The sequence below is a fragment of the Acaryochloris marina S15 genome (assembly GCF_018336915.1).
Lineage (GTDB): Bacteria > Cyanobacteriota > Cyanobacteriia > Thermosynechococcales > Thermosynechococcaceae > Acaryochloris > Acaryochloris marina_A.
Genome location: NZ_CP064923.1, coordinates 3662840 through 3681862, shown reverse-complemented (window position 1 = coordinate 3681862; position 19023 = coordinate 3662840). Strand labels below are relative to the sequence as shown.

The 19023-nt window shown below is 46.8% G+C and carries 15 protein-coding genes and 1 pseudogene; 14 read left to right on the top strand and 2 right to left on the bottom strand.

Features of this window, described 5'->3' with window-relative positions; genetic code table 11:
• Positions 1-109: 109 nt before the first annotated feature.
• The 10 genes and pseudogenes from I1H34_RS17040 to I1H34_RS16995 all read left to right on the top strand — a co-directional run bounded on the left by I1H34_RS17040 (position 110) and on the right by I1H34_RS16995 (position 12858).
• Positions 110-1219 carry a saccharopine dehydrogenase family protein gene (locus tag I1H34_RS17040; protein WP_212662209.1) on the top strand — a complete coding sequence of 370 codons (1110 nt, stop codon included), beginning with the start codon at positions 110-112 and terminating at the stop codon, positions 1217-1219.
• Between the two features lie 124 nt (positions 1220-1343).
• Positions 1344-2684 carry a helix-hairpin-helix domain-containing protein gene (locus I1H34_RS17035; protein ID WP_212662208.1) on the top strand — a complete coding sequence of 447 codons (1341 nt, stop codon included), beginning with the start codon at positions 1344-1346 and terminating at the stop codon, positions 2682-2684.
• A gap of 167 nt (positions 2685-2851) precedes the next feature.
• Positions 2852-3451, top strand: coding sequence for a hypothetical protein (locus I1H34_RS17030; RefSeq protein WP_212662207.1), 600 nt, complete (start codon positions 2852-2854; stop codon positions 3449-3451).
• 100 nt (positions 3452-3551) lie between these two features.
• Positions 3552-3764: pseudogene (yidD, locus tag I1H34_RS17025) on the top strand (membrane protein insertion efficiency factor YidD); the annotation flags it as partial.
• 279 nt (positions 3765-4043) lie between these two features.
• Positions 4044-5180, top strand: a complete 1137-nt coding sequence (locus tag I1H34_RS17020) for an amino acid permease (protein ID WP_249369326.1) — start codon at positions 4044-4046, stop codon at positions 5178-5180.
• Positions 5181-5277: 97 nt separating this feature from the next.
• Complete coding sequence (locus I1H34_RS17015) at positions 5278-5919, top strand: NfeD family protein (RefSeq protein ID WP_212662204.1); 642 nt, start codon at positions 5278-5280, stop codon at positions 5917-5919.
• 102 nt (positions 5920-6021) lie between these two features.
• On the top strand, positions 6022-7374 hold the full coding sequence (locus I1H34_RS17010; RefSeq protein ID WP_212662203.1) for a flotillin family protein: 1353 nt from the start codon (positions 6022-6024) through the stop codon (positions 7372-7374).
• An 80-nt stretch (positions 7375-7454) separates the two neighbouring features.
• Complete coding sequence (locus tag I1H34_RS17005) at positions 7455-8711, top strand: flotillin family protein (protein WP_249370182.1); 1257 nt, start codon at positions 7455-7457, stop codon at positions 8709-8711.
• Positions 8712-8713: 2 nt separating this feature from the next.
• A complete protein-coding gene (locus I1H34_RS17000; RefSeq protein WP_212662201.1) occupies positions 8714-10228 on the top strand; it encodes a flotillin family protein in 1515 nt (504 codons plus the stop codon).
• Positions 10229-10356: 128 nt separating this feature from the next.
• The gene (locus I1H34_RS16995) at positions 10357-12858 is read left to right on the top strand and encodes a hypothetical protein (RefSeq protein WP_212662200.1); all 2502 of its coding nucleotides are present in this window, start codon (positions 10357-10359) and stop codon (positions 12856-12858) included.
• A 25-nt stretch (positions 12859-12883) separates the two neighbouring features.
• Here I1H34_RS16995 and I1H34_RS16990 read toward each other — a convergent pair whose 3' ends face one another.
• Positions 12884-13891, bottom strand: a complete 1008-nt coding sequence (locus I1H34_RS16990; protein ID WP_212662199.1) for a hypothetical protein — start codon at positions 13889-13891, stop codon at positions 12884-12886.
• 570 nt (positions 13892-14461) lie between these two features.
• Between I1H34_RS16990 and I1H34_RS16985 the strand changes: the two genes are divergently transcribed.
• From I1H34_RS16985 to tsaA, 3 genes are all read left to right on the top strand, one after another.
• A complete protein-coding gene (locus tag I1H34_RS16985; protein ID WP_212662198.1) occupies positions 14462-14761 on the top strand; it encodes a DUF4282 domain-containing protein in 300 nt (99 codons plus the stop codon).
• Positions 14762-15037: 276 nt separating this feature from the next.
• Positions 15038-15769 (top strand): TrmH family RNA methyltransferase, encoded by a 732-nt coding sequence (locus I1H34_RS16980; RefSeq protein ID WP_212662197.1) that lies wholly within the window; start codon positions 15038-15040, stop codon positions 15767-15769.
• Positions 15756-16520 carry a tRNA (N6-threonylcarbamoyladenosine(37)-N6)-methyltransferase TrmO gene (gene tsaA / locus I1H34_RS16975; RefSeq protein ID WP_212662196.1) on the top strand — a complete coding sequence of 255 codons (765 nt, stop codon included), beginning with the start codon at positions 15756-15758 and terminating at the stop codon, positions 16518-16520. The genes I1H34_RS16980 and tsaA overlap by 14 nt, the downstream gene beginning before the upstream one ends.
• A gap of 42 nt (positions 16521-16562) precedes the next feature.
• Here tsaA and I1H34_RS16970 read toward each other — a convergent pair whose 3' ends face one another.
• A complete protein-coding gene (locus tag I1H34_RS16970; RefSeq protein WP_212662195.1) occupies positions 16563-17441 on the bottom strand; it encodes an SH3 domain-containing protein in 879 nt (292 codons plus the stop codon).
• Between the two features lie 401 nt (positions 17442-17842).
• Here I1H34_RS16970 and I1H34_RS16965 point away from each other — a divergent pair, with 401 nt between their 5' ends.
• On the top strand, positions 17843-18331 hold the full coding sequence (locus I1H34_RS16965; protein WP_212662194.1) for a hypothetical protein: 489 nt from the start codon (positions 17843-17845) through the stop codon (positions 18329-18331).
• Positions 18332-19023: the final 692 nt, after the last annotated feature.

The window sequence follows — 19023 nt, the reverse complement described above, 5'->3', positions numbered from 1 at the left end:
TTTGCCAAATTTTTTTGATCCCCCCTTTTTGAGTGACCACTTTCTGCGATCCAACTTTCTGATTCAAGCTACAACCTTAAGATGAGGAGTCTGTAGGACAATCAGCGGTATGAACAGGGTTTTAGTGATTGGTGGAGTTGGGCGGATAGGGCAAAGCGTTGCCACTGATTTAGTTAAACATTCAGAAGGGGTTGTTACACTCACCAGTCGTGATTCGAAGGCGGCTCAAAATAGTGCTGCGAGCTTAGGTGCTCAGTCTCAGGCTTTGCAGCTGGATTTGGATGATCAAGGGGCATTGGATGTTGCGATCGCATCCCATGATCTAGTCATTCACTGTGCAGGTCCGTTCCATGATCGTGATGCCCGAGTTTTGAAAACCTGTATCCAAAACCAGGTCAACTATCTGGATGTCAGCGATCATCCTTCTTTTACGGAGAAGGCGCTCCAATATCAGGAACAAGCCCAAGCAGCAGGCGTGACTGCGATCATCAACACGGGGGTTTTCCCAGGGATTTCCAACAGCATGGTTCGTCAGGATGTAGAAGCTCTAGATCAAGCCGATACCATTCACCTCAGCTATGTCGTCGCCGGAACCGGTGGGGCTGGCGTGACGATTATGCGAACTACTTTTTTGGGATTAATTGAGTCGTTCCCTGGGTGGCTACAGGGGAAATGGCAGCTCATCCAACCCTATAGCGGTCGGGAAGTTATTACCTTTCCCTCCCCCTATGGTCGGGTTAATGTCTTTTGGTTTGATGTGCCGGAACGGCTCACCTTGCCCCAAACGTTTCCCGTACAGACTGTAATTACCAAGTTTGGGTCAGTGCCCGAGATTTATAACGGTATTACCTGGGCCTTGGCTCATTGGATGCCTAAGCCTTGGTTACAAAACCGACGCATGATTGAGTTTTTATCTTGGGGAGGCTTTGTGACGACACAATTTACGGATCGGTTTAGCGGGATTGGAGTCGCCATGCGCTCGGCAGTGACGGGGATGCGGGAGGGGCAGCCGACCCAGGCTGTATCGACATTGGTGTTGCCAGATACTGCGATCGCAGCCGGATACGGCACTGGAAGTATTGCCCAACTGATCCTGACTCAGGCACTAGATAAGCCTGGGGTTTGGCCTGTCGAAGCTGCAATTCCTACTCCATTATTTCAAAAAACCATGGTCCAACGCGGCGTACAAGTCGAACAATCGATATCTCCCGTGCTGTAAGCCATAAACCTTAAAGCAAGATTACAAATCCCAACCCAACCATCGTCCAATTCAGTCAGGAGAAATTTTAGGATTAAGATGGTGAGAAACTTGCCCCATTGCATCAATCTAGGATTTAAGTACTGTGGTGAAGATCATCCAACGTCGCTCCCTCGGCCTACAGTCCGTTTATGACATCGGTCTCGCCCAAGATCATAATTTTTTGATTGCCAATGGTTGGGTTGCGGCCAACTGCTTCAATAAATCTCACTCCACAGCCTATGGATATGTCACCTATCAAACAGCCTATTTAAAAGCTAACTATCCCGTCGAATATATGGCGGCCCTGCTCACCGCCAATAGTGGCGACCAAGATAAGGTGCAGAAGTACATTGCCACAGCCCTCAGTATGGGGATTGAAGTGGAACCCCCTGACATCAATCGATCTGGTGTGGACTTTACCCCCTTAGAAAAAAGTATTCTGTTTGGACTGTCTGCGGTTCGCAATTTGGGTCAAGGTGCCATTGAAGCTGTTTTGACGGCTCGGGATGAGGATGGTGGTTTTGAATCTTTAGCAGAGCTTTGCGATCGCGTTGATCCACGGGTTGTCAATCGGCGGGCATTAGAAGCGCTCGTTTATAGCGGTGCCCTGGATGCCTTTGACACCAATCGTAATCAGTTAGTTCATGATCTAGAACTCATCCTAGAATGGGCCCAGTCTCGGGCCAAGGATCGAGCTATCGGCCAAGGCAATCTGTTTGACATTATGGGCGGCGAAGGGGATGCGCCTACCTCATTAGAGACAGCACCTAAAGCCGAACCCGTTGAAGATTTCCAGGAATCCGAGAAGCTAAAGCTGGAAAAAGAAATCCTCGGCTTCTATATCTCCAATCATCCTTTGCGAGAAATTGAGCGGCCCGCCCGGTTAATGGCTCCCATCAGTTTGGCAAATTTAGAAGAGCAGCCAGAGAAAACGACGGTCAGCGCCATTGTATTACTGACAGAAGTCAAGCCGATCATCACCAAGAAAGGCGATCGGATGGCGATCGTGCAGATGGAAGATTTGTCAGGTAAGGCAGAAGGCGTCGTCTTCCCTAGAAGCTTTGAGCGGATTGGCGAATATATTGAGACGGACCTCCGCCTGATGATTTGGGGAAAAGTGGATCGGCGAGACGATCGCATTCAGATCATTGTTGAAGATGCTGAGCCGATCGAGGAGGTAAAGCTAGTGATGGTCGAAATTCCAGCTCAAGATGCGGGCAATATCCAGCAACAGCAACGGCTCAAGGAAATTTTGCGACAGCAGGCTGGGGAAGAAAATGGTGCCAAAGTGTCAGTCATTGCCAAAATTAAGGGAGATGAGAAAAGTCAGCTGATCCGGCTAGGTTCTCAGTTTCGAGTTCAAAATGAGCATATGGCCGTTCAAGCTCTTGCTAGCGCTGGCTTCCGAGCATCCTCTTCGGTATTGATTGATGTAAAAACTTGAAAAAAATATCGGTGAATAATTTTAATTTCGAAAAAATATGCATAATATAGCTGGTGGACATGAATATTTCACCGCTAGACCTAGGCATATGCAAATTTCTGCGCCATAATTGGCTTTATTAGGCTGGGGGTATCTAGCATACAAACCAAATCTGCAAGAGAACGCCAATGAAAAACCTATTGACTGGAGCAGGTATATCCCTACTGGCAACCACTATCGCCTCTTTCGGGTCGGTGAATGTCAGTCTTGCCCAAGAAACTAGTATTGATCCACAATCTCTACCCGGAAACTATGGGCTTGTTCGCTCTTATGATGGCCAGAATCTAGAGGTTCGCCTTTTAGACGGCACTCAAAAAACCTACTCAGTCCCTGAAGGAAGTTCTGAAAGCTTGAGTCAGGGAGACTTAATCGGCTTTGATGTCGATGATGAAGGTATGGTGTCTAAGGTTCAGCCTCCTGCTGTGGATGAAGTTATTCGCGGTACGGTCACGGATGTTGATTTAGAAAGCGAAACCGTTACCCTCTTACCTGAAGGCGCTGACGCACCTGTTGATACGCGAGTGTCCCAAAGCACGATTGCTCGCTTGGGCCTAGAGCCTGGCAAAGAAATGATGGTGACTCGGTTCGAAAACACTTGGGCTACCAAAGTTTGCCTACCTAGAGCAGCCGCTCCTGTGGTTGCTCCCCCGGTCCAGGAACCAATCGTTCCTTATGGTGGTGCTGAGCCCGATCCAATTCCTTCTGAGCCTATCCCAGCTTTGTGGTAGTTACGGGTTAATTGGATAGAGTCAACCTCTACATCTAAATTTTTGCGATTGAACAGGGATAGACCGTTAGGCTATCCCTGTTTTAGTTTGAGTCAGTTTTATGAAAAAGCTATTAATTGGGTTTATTCAGGTTTATCGACGACTGATCTCCCCCTTTTTTTCTCCATCCTGCCGTTTTCATCCCACTTGCTCTGCCTACGCCATCGAAGCGATCTCTACATGGGGAGCCATCAAAGGAAGCTGGCTAGCATTCAAACGGATTTGTCGCTGCCATCCCTTTCATCCTGGCGGCTACGATCCTGTGCCAACAATCGTTACATCACCGAATTCAGCTCATGCTGAAGCGGTTGATTCTGATGCAGATCAGGATAATAGCCCTCACTGTTGTTAGTAAAGCTTGAGTTTCATGAAGTAAGATTACAGTTAATGTAGTCTCTGCTACTTGAGAAAAGATTTGCTAACAGAAGACAGACCGTCAATCAAACTTGATAGCCCAGCTCAGCCCTTGAAGCAGGCACCTGACCAAAGAGGAGCCTCAATTGCGTTAGTTGCTGGGACCACTGTTGGGGCTGGCATACTCGCCCTACCGGCAATGACCCAACCAGCCGGTTTTCTACCCTCGACGGTGATGTTAATGGTGGTCTGGGGGTACGCTCTTGTGGCAGCGCTCTTACTCGCTGAAGTCAATGTCTTCTGTATGCGCCGATCGGGTCAGGCCAATATGGGACTGTTGGGGATGGTAGAAAGTACCCTGGGCAAACCCATTGCCAACGTGGCGGGTGGAGCCTATTTATTCCTGCACTATGCGTTACTCGTTGCTTACCTCTCTCAAGGGGGAGATATTCTTTCTGGTGGGCTGGGCCATCTAGTTGGTGGGGCTGTTCCGGGTTGGGCAGGGCCAACGGTGTTTGCCTTGATCTTTGGGGGACTTCTGTATTGGGGAAGTGACCGGCTGGTCGCCAAATTTAACAGCACCTTTGTGGGCATCGTGATCCTCACGTTTATGGCCCTGTTAGTGCTGAGTAGCACTCAGGTTGATCCAGGAGAATTGGTCCACCAAAACTGGCCAGCCATTAGTCCGGCCATTTCGGTGATGTTAGTGGCTCTGTTCTATCACAACGTTGTGCCGGTGGTAGCAACACAACTGGAGGGCGACTTAGGCAAAATCCGCCAGTCGATTGTTGTGGGCTCTGTGATTCCATTGCTGATGTTTCTAATTTGGAATGCAGTGATCTTGGGGAGTATGGGGGGCCTAGCCAGCTTGAGCACTGGCAGCGAGGTATTGGACCCCTTGGCAATACTGCGAAATAATACCGAGTCGCCAGGGCTGAGTATTGTGGTATCGGTGTTTTCGGAATTTGCGATCGCAACCTCGTTTATCGGTTTCACCTACGGACTACTGGATTTCTTGAAAGATGCCTTTCAGGTTCAGGAAATTACCTCAGACAATCGTCTTCCCTTTTACTCCATGGTCTTTCTGCCAGCATTAGGACTCTCTACCTTAAATCCCAATATCTTCTTTACAGCCCTCGACTATGCGGGAGCCTTTAGTATTTCGGTTCTAGGGGGAATCCTCCCGGCAATTATGGCTTGGACTTTACGATATCGTTCACCCCTGCAAACTTCACCCCAAATGCTAGTGCCAGGTGGCCGGGGAACGTTGATTATTATGGTGGTTCTGGCAGTGGCCGTGATTGCCATCCAAATTTTGACCATGGTGATGGCTTAATACCATTTTTTTTTGCTCCTTTAAGAATGTTTGGTATTTCCGACAATTGGGAAGTCTAGTAGCTAAGATTGAGATAGCCTACTAGGTGAATTCAGTAATGCTGACCCTGTATTGGTCTTGTTTTCTGATTGGCGGTGTTTTTGTTCTTCTAGCAGTTATTGGTGGGATTGATGGGGTTGAGTTTGAACTAGATGAGTTGGGAATTGACTCAGATGTAGAAATCTTTGATCAAACATCTCGTCCCTCATCAACCTTCGATTCCATCTCTCCAAAAAGTCGAAAGTTCCCCTTACTGGGTCTGATTAAAAGCCTTAAATTCTGGACCTTTGGCAGTTGTTTTTTTGGCCTAACCGGCATTCTACTGAGTTTCTTGCAAACTGGGTTGTCTGCTCTAGCCATTACGCTACTCGCGATTGTCATGGGTCTGATCTGTGGAACCATTATGTCTGGGTTACTGCTGTACCTCCGATATCAGCAGGCTGATAGTTTGATCAGCCATGATGATTTGGTGGGATTAGCGGGCACTGTTGAAGTTCCCTTTGATGCCCAATCCCGAGGCAAAGTCCGCTTAAAAGTAAAAGGCAGCATCCTGGAAGTCGTGGCATTCACCGATGGCAATAGTTCATTTCAACCTGGAGAACAAGTTGTCGTGGTCGGCACCCAAGAGAACCGAGTTTGGGTCGTCTCTAGCGATTCCTTTAACCAACCGCCAGATGCCTTAGGCAGCGGTGCATCCTGAGTTTTAGAGCTTTAAGCAATACCTAGTAGCGCATTGTAGTTTTTGTGTTGTCGTTACATTGTTGTGTTTTTTGACATGGTAAGTAGCAGGAAATTTCAATCTATGAGTGAGTCTGTTGACCAGCCCATCTGGGAGCAATCCCACTTGATTGCCCAAGTTGAATCTTCAAGCAGAGTCAATCGGGAGGAGTCTGGCCTTCCAACAGCGGTACCGATCGCGGGGGCTATTTTTGGTGTCATCCTGGTGGTTTGGTTTCTCAAGAATTTTTTACGAATTTGCAACCCCAATGAAATCCTGATTTTATCGGGGCGCAAGCATCGTACCAAAGGGGGGCAAACCGTGGGCTATCGGGTCATTTTTGGAGGGCGGGTGATTTCGATTCCACTCTTGGAATCCGTCAAAATCATGGATATGACCACGATGCCTGTTCCGGTAGAAGTCAAAAATGCCTATTCCAAGGGTGGTACACCGCTCGATATCCAAGCCATTGCCAACGTTAAAATCTCTAATGATCCAGGAGTGGTGGGAAATGCCATTGAGCGATTCCTAGATCGCGATCGCAAAGAGATTTTACGGGTTGCCAGAGAAACCTTAGAAGGGAACTTAAGGGGCGTTGTGGCCCTGCTCACGCCAGAGCAAATTAATGAGGACCGACTGCGATTTGCAGAGCAGATTGCTCAAGACGTTTCCAGAGAACTGGTGAAGTTAGGGTTACAGCTCGATACCCTCAAAATTCAAAGCGTTGCTGATGACGTTGACTATCTCAGCTCGATTGGTCGACGGCAAATTGCCCAAATTGTCCGGGATGCGGAAATTGCTGAATCCAATGCCATGGGAGAAGCTGAGCGGATTGAAGCCGACTGCCAACAGCAGTCAGAAGTGGCTCAAACCCAGGCTCTAGCCATTGTTCAGGAAAAGCAAAATGCGCTACGCAAAATTAAAGCAGAGCTAGAACAGCGAGCTAAATCAGAAGAAGAACGCACTATTGCTGCTGGAAAAGAAGCCCGTGCTCGGGCAGAACAGCAACTCCAAGCGATGCGGGCTGATTTAGAGCGGTTGCGTTTAGAAGCTGATGAGGTTCTTCCTGCTGAAGCCCAGCGGCAGGCCAAGGAATTGCAATCCCGAGGAGAAGCAGCCAGCTTAGGGGAAAATGCCAAAGCCGCGGCCCAAGTCAACGATATGTTGTCCAAAGTCTGGGAGGAGACAGGCACGGATGCTGCTGAAGTCTTCTTAATTCAGCAAATTGAGATGGTGCTTCGACAGGCAGCAGAGATTCCCAATCGGGTCAAATTAGAACGGATCAATGTCATAGATAACGGTGATGGGCAAGCTATTGCGAGTTTGGTGAATGCCTATCCAGAAATGGTGCGACAATTCCTCGATCGTGTCGATCAAACCCTCGGTATTGATGTCACGGGTACCCTCAAAGCGCAGAACAAGAACCAAGGAGAATAGAAATGGACTTGGTTCTTGTTCTGCTCGGCAAGGTGAAGGAAGCCATCCTGAACCAGCTGGCAGAAACAGGTGGATCGGGTATGCCTGTGGTGGCTATTGCCCTATCCCTAGTGTTGGTCATTCTGATTGTTGGGTCCCTCAAGAGCTTTTTGCGGATTTGTAATCCCAATGAGATCTTGATTTTGTCTGGCCGTAAGCATCAAAACAAAGAGGGGCAAACTGTTGGCTATCGCGTCATCTTCGGAGGACGGGTCATTTCCATCCCCATTCTGGAAACGGTGAAAATGATGGATATGACCACCATGCCGGTGCCTGTTGAAGTCCAAAATGCTTACTCAAAAGGTGGAACCCCGCTGGATATTCAAGCCATTGCGAATGTTAAAATTTCCAGCGATCCAGACGTGGTGGGAAATGCGATTGAACGGTTTCTCGATCGCGATCGCAAAGAAATACTGCGAGTGGCGAGAGAAACCCTGGAAGGCAACCTGCGGGGTGTCGTCGCCCTGTTGACTCCAGAACAAATCAATGAAGATCGGCTCCAGTTTGCAGAGCGGATTGCCCAGGATGTATCCAGAGAACTGGTGAAACTAGGGTTACAGCTTGATACTCTCAAAATTCAGAGTGTTGCTGACGATGTTGACTATCTCAGTTCGATTGGTCGGCGGCAAATTGCTCAAGTTGTCCGGGACGCCGAGATTGCTGAATCCAATGCTATGGGAGAAGCCGAGCGGATTGAAGCAGATTGCCAACAGCGCTCGAAAGTGGCCCAAACCCAGGCTCTAGCTATTATTCAGCAAAAACAAAATGAGCTGCGCAAAATCAAAGCGGAACTGGAACAACGGGCCAAATCGGAAGAAGAGCGGACCATTGCGGCAGGGAAAGAAGCCCGTGCCCGAGCAGAACAGCAACTCCAAGCTATGCGGGCTAATTTAGAACGCTTGCGTCTAGAAGCCGATGAGGTTCTTCCAGCCGAAGCCCAACGGCAGGCTAGGGAACTTCAAGCCAGAGGCACCGCTGCAAGCTTAGGAGAAAATGCCAAAGCGGCAGCCCAGGTCAACGATTTGTTATCCCAAGTGTGGTCAAAAATGGGAGTTCATGCCAATGAGGTCTTTTTAATTCAGCAGATAGAAATGGTGCTGCAACAAGCCGCAACCATCCCCAACCGCGTCAATTTAGAGCGAATAAATGTGATTGATAATGGCAACGGTCAGTCCCTGGCTGGCTTAGTCAATGCTTATCCGGAAATGGTTCGCCATTTCCTTGAACAAGTAGATCAAACCCTTGGTATTGATGTTATTGGCACTCTTAAACAATCTAGTGGTAGCTACGGAGATTAGTAATGGAAGTAATTATTGTTGCCCTATTGGGTGTTATGGGGTTGGGCACAGGCGCAGCTGTCCTAGCTTTCCGTAATCTTTATTACATCTGTCAACCGAGTGAAGTCTTAATTTTTGCGGGTAGTAGCCAACGAACCGCTGATGGTAAACGAGTGGGGTATCGCCTTGTTAAAGGGGGGAGTAGTGGTCGATATCCCCTGCTGGAGAGGGCCTTACGCATGGACCTCACAAATATGATTATTGACTTGCGAGTTGCCAATGCCTATTCCAAAGGGGGAATCCCTCTACAAGTGGAAGGTGTAGCTAACATCAAGATTGCTGGGGAAGAACCCACCATTCATAACGCCATTGAGCGACTCTTGGGCAAAAGCCGAAAAGAAATTGAGCAAATTGCCAAGGAAACCCTAGAAGGCAATCTACGAGGTGTCCTGGCTAGCTTAACCCCGGAGCAGGTAAATGAAGACAAAATTGCCTTCGCCAAAAGCCTATTGGAAGAAGCGGAAGACGATTTAGAGCAGCTAGGTTTAGTCCTAGATACCCTGCAAATTCAAAATATTTCCGATGATGTGCGCTATTTAGACTCCATTGGTCGCAAACAGCAAGCCGATCTCCAGCGGGATGCGCGGATTTCGGAAGCGGAAGCCCAGGCAGAATCCAGCATTAAATCTGCAGAAAATGAACGAATTACCTCTCTCAAGCGATTAGACCGAGACATCGGTATTGCCACCGCCGAAGCTGAACGCCGACTCCAGGATGCCAAAACCAAGCGAGGGGCAGTGGTTGCAGAATCGGAGGCTGACATTGCCTCGGAGTTAGCCCGGATTCAAGCTGAAATTCCAGTGCAGCAAGAGCGGATCAAACAGGTCGAACAACAGCTTCAGGCTGATGTGGTGGCCCCAGCCGAAGCCCAATGCAAGCGGGCCATTGCCCAAGCCCAAGGGGATGCTGCCCAGATTATTGAGGACGGTAAAGCCCAGGCAGAAGGTACATTGCGACTCGCAGAATCCTGGCAGAAAGCAGGCAGCAGTGCTCGCGATATTTTTCTATTGCAAAAACTGGAGGTGTTGCTATCGACCCTAACGGCTACGGTGCCGGAGGTGACGGTCCAGAATGTCACGGTTGTGGATACGACCAATGGGGGAGGAGCGACGAAAGCAGCAGCTTTTCTGGAGCAGATTCGCCATACCACGGGTATGGATATTGCCGGGGCTGTCCAGAACATGGTGAACTCAGACCCGGCTCCCAAACCCATTGAGCCGCAAATGACAGAAGTGGACTTTACCGCTTTGCGGGCAGATGTCCAGAATGTTCTGGGGATTGTGGCCCAATCAAAGTTGGGTGGGATTCAGGCCGAACGTTCCGTTGAGGCCGCGGTCAAAATGGATGCTTCCCTGCAAAATCGCCTTCAACGTGCCCTGCAGGCTGGGGGGGATGCCGCTATTGAAGCCCTCTTTGAGCATCCTGTGATTCGCATTCCTTCTCGGATTGTTGAGGCCTGGATTCAGGATGATGCTTAATCCCTCATCCGTTCTCGGCGCAAGGCATGAGGGCTATTGATATAGGCGGATAAGGGACAAATTGTCCCATCGGCCAAAACCATTGGGAATACTAAGTTTGGCTGTTTCCGAACTTAGTATTCGCCTTTGTGAGCCGTTTAGACACTATTCTTCCTCCCTTACCACCGGCAGGATCCATAGATGAACCAAACCCTACAGCGGAAGAGCTAGCCGCAGGGCAAGTATCCGATTGGCCCCAGGCTCTTGATGCCAATCAAGCTCTGTCTGACATGTCCCAGCCCTTTGCTCTGAATGCAGAAGAAGAGCAACGATTCTCCTGGTTAGGTATTCTGGCCAAAAACGCAACTTTTACGGCTAAAACCGCTTCTACCCTATGGCTCTGCCCGGTGGAAGAGGCTGAAGTGCTCCTACAGCGATGGGTCGATCAGCAGATCCTGATAGAAAAGCAATGGCTGCAGTCCAGCCTCAGTCCTTTTCAGCATATTTATCAACTTCCCGCCTTGTTACAGCAGGTCGCCTATACCGGCTTACTGCAGCTCAAACAGCTCGAAGCAAGAGATGTCCATGCAGCCCTGATTGAACGCTACCAGGCCCTCACCCATAAACGGTTGTGGCACACCCTGGCAGACGATGGTTATATTCATGCCCATTTAACCTGGCATTTGCAGGCTGCCGACCGCTGTGATGAAATCCACATCCTCCTGCAGGAAGAAGCGGAGTCTGGTGCGAATGGTTGGTATGAAGCTTGCGATCGCAACGGCTATACGGCCTTCTACTGCCGAGACGTGAACTTAGCGTGGCAACTGGCAGAGGAACAATACGAGCAATCTCCCACGCAAGCCATTCAATTGCAATGTCGCTATGCCATGATGACCGTTGCTCATCACCGTCTGGTGACTCGTCTACCGGCCCCGCTGGTAGGGGCCTTTGTTCGCCAACAAATCTGGACACCCACCCAAAGCATTACCTATTTAGAACTGATTCAAGACTCGCACCATCAATTTGAAGTCCTACAAGACTTAATCCCAGCCCTGCCCACCACCTATCATCCCTATATCCTATCGGTCATCCAGCGTCAGTCTAATGCTGCCCACCAAGCTCAGTTATTATGCTTGCTGGCCCCTCTCTTGGAGACAACGCTGTTTCCGGATTTGTTAAAAATCATCCCGTCCTTATCGGCTGACTTTTACAAAGCGATTGTGCTGCGGGAGATATCAGCTCAGATCCCCACACCCCTTTTAGATCAAACCGTTGCCATTGCTCAAACCCTTTCCCCATCGGATGAGATGGTTGCTGCCTGTGGCATTGTAACTCGTTGGCCCCAAACCACTTCCATCTATTTGAACCAGCTGATCAATAGCCAAACGGATGACATAGAAGAAAGTGTTTGCTCAGAATTTCTGGTCGCCGTTGCACCCACTATCTCTAATGCCCAAAAGGCTCAGGTTCTGGAAGTCATCAATTCTATTGAACATTCATCCACAAGGGCTACGCTTCTCCTTCACCTACTTCCCAACCATCCTGGCCTGCTTTCGGTCACCTTTCGTACAGTGTGTTCCATCGAGGACGAACGGTCTTGTGCATTCGCACTCAGCAAAATTGTTCCGTATTTAAGTGAGGTTGAGATTCAACTCACTTTGAATATTTTGGAAAAGTTTGAAGATTCGCTGGCCTATAGCTCTGTCCTTCCCCCCATCTGCAAGCATCATTCTGCACCCAATATTACGGCCAAGCTACTCAAAATAATTAACACCTTGCCAGCCGAACGAGACCGGGGGCAAGCTTTGGGTATTCTTTTTCCCCATCTTTCTCCATCCGTCCAAACCGAAGTGAAAGATCAGATAAGTGCTTTCACAAATCTAACTGCAAAAGTTCTATCCATTTGCCAACTTGCCAATATAGATAAGTCTATTCTGTCAACGGCACTCCACTGGCTTTCGCAATGCCAGGATAGTAATACTCAATTTCGGGCCTACTGGACCTTAAGCCAATATCGCCCCAAACTACTTCCCGCTGCATTGACAGCAGCTTGCCAAATCACCGATACAGACACCCAGATATTGGCATTTCAACAGTTAGCCCCTCAGTTAACCCAAGAGCAGATTCAGCACGTTTTAGGCATTGCTCAACAGACAACCCGCAAAGACAAACAGCAGAGAATGCTTAACAGCGTCATTCCCTACTGTTCTCGAGCATTACTATTAAACATTCAGGCCCATAGAAAGCAGCACCCTAGTAATCAGGCGTACACATCGGTCTTAAGTATTCTCAAGACCCAACTGACATCCTCAGAGCTGAAATTGAGTCCATGGGAAGCCAGAAAAAGAACCCTTGATTCCCTCAATGCCTTGCTACCCAATGACCTACTGGCTCAGACCCTGGCCGCAACCTTTGAATTCACCGATAAAGCCGATCGAGCCAAGTCTCTAAGTCGGCTGCTTCCTCAAATTCATCCTTCGCAGATTGATTACTCTCAGTGGTGTAAAATTCTTCGCCAACTGACAGCCCTCGATTACGATGCTTTTCTCCTCAATATTCCGAAGCTCAGTCCATTGATGGAATACTTAGCACAGCCGGAGATCCTCCACTGTACGGTGCACAATATGCAGTTGATTCATCAACAGTGGTAGCGTCCGTTCAGCAACCCGCGTTCTTTTAGCTGAAATAAGCTTTGTATTTGTTATAGATAGCAACCCCAGGAATCGAAGTCCCAAATTCCTTCACCCTCTTATATTTCTTGGGGTTATATTCATTGCGTAGATTTTGGGCAATAGTAAAGTTCCTATACCACTCTTCAAGCAGTACCACTAACTCCTGAAACTTAGGATAGGCTGTTTTATATTTTTCTTCTAAAGCGACATACTGCAGCATGCGGCCAAAGGTTTTGGGGTTCACCAATGATTCTGGCATGCCTATAATTTCCCCCAACCGCTGAAAGGTTTCGTAATGGGCAATCACTTCCGTATTGAGGATGCCTAAGTCATGCAAGTCTAATCGATCTAATCCATCAATAATCTTGGCAACTGTATTGAGCATGGAATAGTTGGTCATTTTATGGCGTTTGAAGGAACGCAATAACCGAAATCCAAACCGATGTTTGGTGATCGTCTCTAAATTTTGATAATACTGCTGTAATACTTCTTTCCCTACCTCTGTGCGGAGTTGAGGTTGGACCTCCACAAATTTGGCATGTAGGCTATCAAGGAACTCAGCCTGCGGGATATTGCTTTGAAATAAAGCCTCAACATAGTCATAAAGGAGAGCATGTTTAGAACCATAGAACTTGAACTCCATGCGTTCCAAAGCTATGAATGTGTGTTTGGCAGAAATACCCGCATGCAAAAGCTGAAGATATCGGTCCAGATTCTCATATCCCTCATGGCTTTCAGCAAAAGCTCGCTTGAGCTTAACAAAGGCTAGGAACTCAGAATTGCCATATTTGCCATTGTCAATAGACAAAGCCCGCTTCACCAATTTATGTATCGCCTGCAAAGCATCCGCATGGGTTTTAATCACTTTTTCAGGGACTTCTTCTTTCTTGCCCCCTTTGACCAAAGAGCTAATCCGCTCTGTCACACTCCGATCACCAATCAGAGGCCGATTCCACCAAGCTCGGTGTTGTTTTTGTTGTTGCGTACTATTTTCTTGTTCTAAAAAAGCCATAGTGGATACCTATTCGCAATCTTCTTCTCTCATTGGTTAAGAACCCAATCACGGGATAGCTAGAGAGGAGCACTCAGATTTATGGATATATGGGACTTGGGGGGCAACCAAGTGATTCCCAATTTAAGATACACAGATTTTGGTAAGAACTATCATGATTATCGTAATGATAAAAAATCAGGCTTTATTTATCAATCCAGAGAAAAGTATATTTACTTTATTTTAAATCTGATATAAATTTTTAAGTTACATTTTTTTGTGCTTGTAATCTATTTAATTTCTTTGAATACCAAGCCTGATTAATTTGATATTCAAGAGTGGGTCCAGTGTTTATAGTCAGCATAAGTGATTGAAATAGCTTAGAAGGAGTATTCATAAAAGATCAAATAAACCACTATACTTCAGTGGAAGTATAGAAAAATCGATAAATATTCATATATAAATACATATAATTAGGGTTTTTTAGAGCCAGGCCACTGAATAATAAAAAAAATATTAAAATAGCAAGATTAAGCCCTTTTCTACTAATAATGGAGGCCAAAATATAAAGTCAAGTGAGGATAAATTAAGATGGCCTCTCGAAAGGGATTCTTTGCTAAGCTCTTTGACCTGTCTTTCTCTGAATTTATTGCGATTCAAATCGCAGGAGTCCTTTATGGGATAGGTATTTTATTCATTGGTCTGGCTGCTTTACTCATTCTATTCGCAGGGTTACGAGGAGGTCCACTTCCAGCCATTGGTGCTTTGATTCTTGCACCACTCGTGTTCATGCTGAACATTATCTTTTTCAGAATCACATTAGAAGCATTTATCTCTTCAATTAGAACTGCTGAAAATACCGGCCGTATTGCAAATTCAATTAACCGATAACCTATGGCGTTTTCTATCTTTGTATACCCATAGATTTCTATTTGAAAATCACTCTAATTCTCGCCAATCTATAAAATGGAATCTTGATGGGCATAATCTTATGTTCCACTCTGTTGAGGATATAGGTGAAGGTTAGCAAAGCCTATTTAGGGAGATGAAATTAAAAGTTGTGGCAGTATTGCCTGGGTAGAACGTGCTAGCGTCAATAGTCAGAGAGTATTCAGCATTAAGGTTGATGCAGCCTACTCTCTGTGATAAGGCAAGCTTTATACCTTCATGCAGTACTCATTTATCCTAGTTGAACCAGAAGTTCCAGAAAATTTGGGGGCTGCGGCTCGGGCTTTAAATACAATGGGCCATACGGATTTGCGGCTGGTGCGACCTCGATGCGATCGCAACTCAGAAAAAGCCCAAGTCCTGGCCCACGGTTCCCAAGCAGTCCTCAATGCGGCTCCCATTTATCAGACTTTATCAGAGGCGTTGCATGACATTGATTTTGCCTGCGCCACCACCGCCCGCCATCGCTATGAGAAGTATCAATATATTTCAGTGCGGGAGGTGCCCCAACAGTTACAAGCAAAGGGAGAGAGCCTACAGCACGTTGCATTTGTCTTTGGGGGAGAACGGTCTGGCTTGAATCGACAAGATATCGATCGCTGCGATCTGATCACGACCATTCCTCAGGACAATCCTCATCCTTCATTGAACTTGGCCCAGGCTGTGATGGTGTATAGCTTTATGCTGTCAGAGTCAGCAGTCCAAATTAAAGACCAGCGGCTGAATCGTGACCCCATGCCCCCGCTCGAATATGCCAATCTCAAACACTCCTCCCTACAGCTTATGGAGCGCATTGGATTGGCAGAACGCTATCAGAAATACGTTACTCGCGGTTTGGCACTATTGGGCGCTGAAGATCTATATTTACTGCATAATATTCGAGCCTGCTTTGATCGCACCTTAGATCGCCTAGAAGCCAAGCAGGGTAAAAATAATCATGCCGATCCCTAATCCCCTTCCCAACTTGAATGAGGTATCTTTAACCCCGATTGCCTATATTCGATCTTGCTATCCTGAACGCTTTGGTATTCCTCGACAGGCCGGATTAGTGGAATCTGCAAAAGCAGCCATTGTCTTTCCCCACACCGATCAGCAGTGGCATTCATTGCGAGGAATTGAGAGCTTTTCCCATATATGGGTAATCTTTCTGCTACATGGTCAGTCCTTTTCCAAGTTTCGTCCCCTGGTGCGTCCACCCCGCCTGGGTGGAAACAAGAGCATGGGGGTTTATGCAACCCGCAGTCCCAATCGTCCGAATCAGATCGGACTGAGTGCAGTGCCTTTGGATCAAGTGGAACAGACCCCAACCGAAATATTGCTCCATATCCATGGAGGAGACTTTTTAGACGGTACACCCGTGTTGGATATTAAGCCCTATGTACCGTATGCAGACGCGATCGCAACTGCAACCAGTGCTTGGGCTGATGATGCAGATCCCCTATTGCCTGTGGAATGGAGTCCCGAAGCAACGGCTAGCCTCATCTCAACATTGACGGGGGATCGAAATGAAATCCAACCGATGATTTCGGATGTGATTGCCCAAGATCCTCGCCCAGGTTATGAGCGCAGGAAAGATGGTCAACCCGGGCAAGAGTGGAATATGCGGCTAGCAGGGTTTGATATTTTCTGGAAAGTCGAGGCAGGAATAGCAACAGTCACTCGACTATTTCCCCTATCCAGCTCCGATGACATCCCCAGCTAATCAAAACTGGATCTAGGGGGTCAGACATCAGCCGTCTGCTTTTTAACTACACAGAGCAGTGGCAAAATCTTGCTGTCCTCTCCCCTGATGACACCGATAACGACCGCCCGCCCATTCAATCGCCCAAATTTGATTCTCCTTTACCAAATCAACTCGGATCTGTGAGGCTCGAACCGAATCATCCATGCAAGGTTCTTTTGCGGGACCACTATGGATGACAACCGTTACGCTTGAAGCACTATGTTCGGTTGTATGCACTTCAGTGGGTTTACATTCGCCTGAGTTAGGAAAACCAGACAGTCTCAAGGCAACCGTAGGTGCCTCGGCAAGCCAAGATTCTTGCCGTTGCTTAGCAGTGGCATAGGTTTTATTAAAGGAAGCTAACCAAGGATCAGTCTCGAAATTGTAAGGGCGATATTCTGATTTGGGCAATAGTGAAGTAGTGGATCTAGAAATAAAGTCTTCGCGAATCCAGCCTTCAGCCTGGGACTGGTCAAAGCGAAGATAGTACCAGGTGGCATCTCCTTCTCCTTTCGCTTTTTGGAGCAGGGTGACTGCATCCCCTTTATAGCCAAAATGTTTGGCCTTGGAGCGAGTGGAGGGTTGCGATCGCACATTAATACGAGAATTCAGATCTTTGCTCGCGAGTTGAGCTGGCGTCGGTTTGATTTTTTCAGCGATGTAAGTGACTTCCCGAATTTCCCCTTTATCGGAAGAAGAACTACCAGATTTGCCTATCTTGTCTAAGTCTTTACTGAGCGGGCCAGATCGACCTGCCCCAGACTGCTGACGATCTGATGGAGTCCCAGAGGGGTTAGGTGAACTTGTATCGGCTGAAGTTTGTTGACAAGCCTGAATGGATAAACCCAAGCTCAAGAGGCAAAGGGGCAAAACAAAGCTAAATCTTTGATTCCGTCTCATTCCAAACTATCTCAAAGCTGAATTTCATGTCCACAGTATAAAAATCATCCTTGTTTTTGCCGATGACAAAGATCACTAGGAAATGTTAAACCACTATTAGGGCCTATTTTAGTCATCTTCAAACGGCACTTGATCCTAATTCTTTTTGTGTCGGAAAATTATCACAATTTGGGAATTATAAGTGTAGAGAGTTTAAGCATTATTTGCTTGATTGAATATTTGCCTAGGCTTCAAGAAAAACAGGTATATGTGCTTACCTGTTTTTGAGCTGATTTAGAATTTTCATCTTCTTGATATTGACGAAAAGATATAATTTATCGAATTGAATTTTTCCTTGTTCGATAGATTTCAATCCTAATCAACTGAACCCTCTCTATCAATGGTTGGCAAGTGAGAAATTTATGGAGAGAAACCTCTTACAAATATCATTGAACCAATTCTTCGGTTTTTCAATCTATGGGATAGGTGTTTCAGTTCTTGGATACAGGCCTTTTCCCAACGGTCTCTATCGTGTGACGCTTTGGATTACTATATTTTTTATCCCTATTTTTCCCCTAGCATCACGTATAGTCCGTCCCTTTAAGTTCGAATATAAGTCTGCTAATAGAGCATTGATTGGCGATAGTTTTGGGTTCAATATTATAGGTCAAGAACCCTTACATTTAGCCAATATCATCCGGACTTATATTCTAGGCTGGAGTTTAGCTTTTTTAGCTTTAACACCCGTTGTCATCTGCGTTCAATATGGGCAAAATTATTGGCCAAATGGTGGTTCACCAGAGTGGTTTGTTTTTCTGACAGTCGCTAGCATTATTTGGCCCATTCTCATCCTGGGTATCCTCAATCACCGAAAAAATCGGATTCATGAAGGGTTAGTCAGAAAAGGATAATACTTCATTGGCCTTTTTCGACCTTCATTGAATATTGTTCAAGGCTTGATTCTCTTTGTTGCAACTGTAGAATAAAGCTGATCTATATGATTGGAGACTTGTAGGATTTATATGTAGGTAGCTAATCTCGAATCAATTGATTAGCCGTAGGTACGCCTTCATTCGTAAACTAATCTTGACATGCCATACGGGCCAGGTTGAAGGGAGACAATTGGCGAGCTAGGTCGTAGCGACTTTCATAGTTCGTGGGGATTTAGGATAGTAATGTAGCGCTGGGTGGGGGTGCAACTGCAGTGGATGCACTTAAGCCAAGTGCCAATACAGCAAGACCCGCAAATGTCTGCTGAGTTAAGGCTCTATCGTTTTTCTTGAGTCCTTTCTCTTACTAATTTACGAGGGGAGTTTGAAGAAGGTCTGATGGAACGCTGTGGAAATTCCATGAACTTCTTCAGTGATTTAAGAAAGTATCTTGAGAAATCTGAGAATGGTATGGATTACCGAAGTCTTGTTTTATTAGAAGAACAACTCAGCCTGTAGAAGAAGAGGAATTATTGATCGGCATGAAGGACCCATGCCTAGTGAGATTTATAGATAAGACATGTTAGAAAAAAGGCTATCCAAGATCTAGTATTAGGATTTTTAGATATTTCTATCACTATTGTGATTTGTTCTGACGGCAAGAGGATGCTCTA

What these genes read in the sequence shown, in the direction of transcription:
- I1H34_RS17040 (WP_212662209.1), top strand. Translation starts at nt 110, where the DNA reads ATGAACAGGGTTTTAGTGATTGGTGGAGTTGGGCGGATAGGGCAAAGC.
- I1H34_RS17030 (WP_212662207.1), top strand. Translation starts at nt 2,852, where the DNA reads ATGAAAAACCTATTGACTGGAGCAGGTATATCCCTACTGGCAACCACT.
- I1H34_RS17020 (WP_249369326.1), top strand. Translation starts at nt 4,044, where the DNA reads ATGACCCAACCAGCCGGTTTTCTACCCTCGACGGTGATGTTAATGGTG.
- I1H34_RS17015 (WP_212662204.1), top strand. Translation starts at nt 5,278, where the DNA reads ATGCTGACCCTGTATTGGTCTTGTTTTCTGATTGGCGGTGTTTTTGTT.
- I1H34_RS17010 (WP_212662203.1), top strand. Translation starts at nt 6,022, where the DNA reads ATGAGTGAGTCTGTTGACCAGCCCATCTGGGAGCAATCCCACTTGATT.
- I1H34_RS17005 (WP_249370182.1), top strand. Translation starts at nt 7,455, where the DNA reads ATGCCTGTGGTGGCTATTGCCCTATCCCTAGTGTTGGTCATTCTGATT.
- I1H34_RS17000 (WP_212662201.1), top strand. Translation starts at nt 8,714, where the DNA reads ATGGAAGTAATTATTGTTGCCCTATTGGGTGTTATGGGGTTGGGCACA.
- I1H34_RS16990 (WP_212662199.1), bottom strand. Translation starts at nt 13,891, where the DNA reads ATGGCTTTTTTAGAACAAGAAAATAGTACGCAACAACAAAAACAACAC.
- I1H34_RS16985 (WP_212662198.1), top strand. Translation starts at nt 14,462, where the DNA reads ATGGCCTCTCGAAAGGGATTCTTTGCTAAGCTCTTTGACCTGTCTTTC.
- I1H34_RS16980 (WP_212662197.1), top strand. Translation starts at nt 15,038, where the DNA reads ATGCAGTACTCATTTATCCTAGTTGAACCAGAAGTTCCAGAAAATTTG.
- tsaA (WP_212662196.1), top strand. Translation starts at nt 15,756, where the DNA reads ATGCCGATCCCTAATCCCCTTCCCAACTTGAATGAGGTATCTTTAACC.
- I1H34_RS16970 (WP_212662195.1), bottom strand. Translation starts at nt 17,441, where the DNA reads ATGAGACGGAATCAAAGATTTAGCTTTGTTTTGCCCCTTTGCCTCTTG.
- I1H34_RS16965 (WP_212662194.1), top strand. Translation starts at nt 17,843, where the DNA reads ATGGAGAGAAACCTCTTACAAATATCATTGAACCAATTCTTCGGTTTT.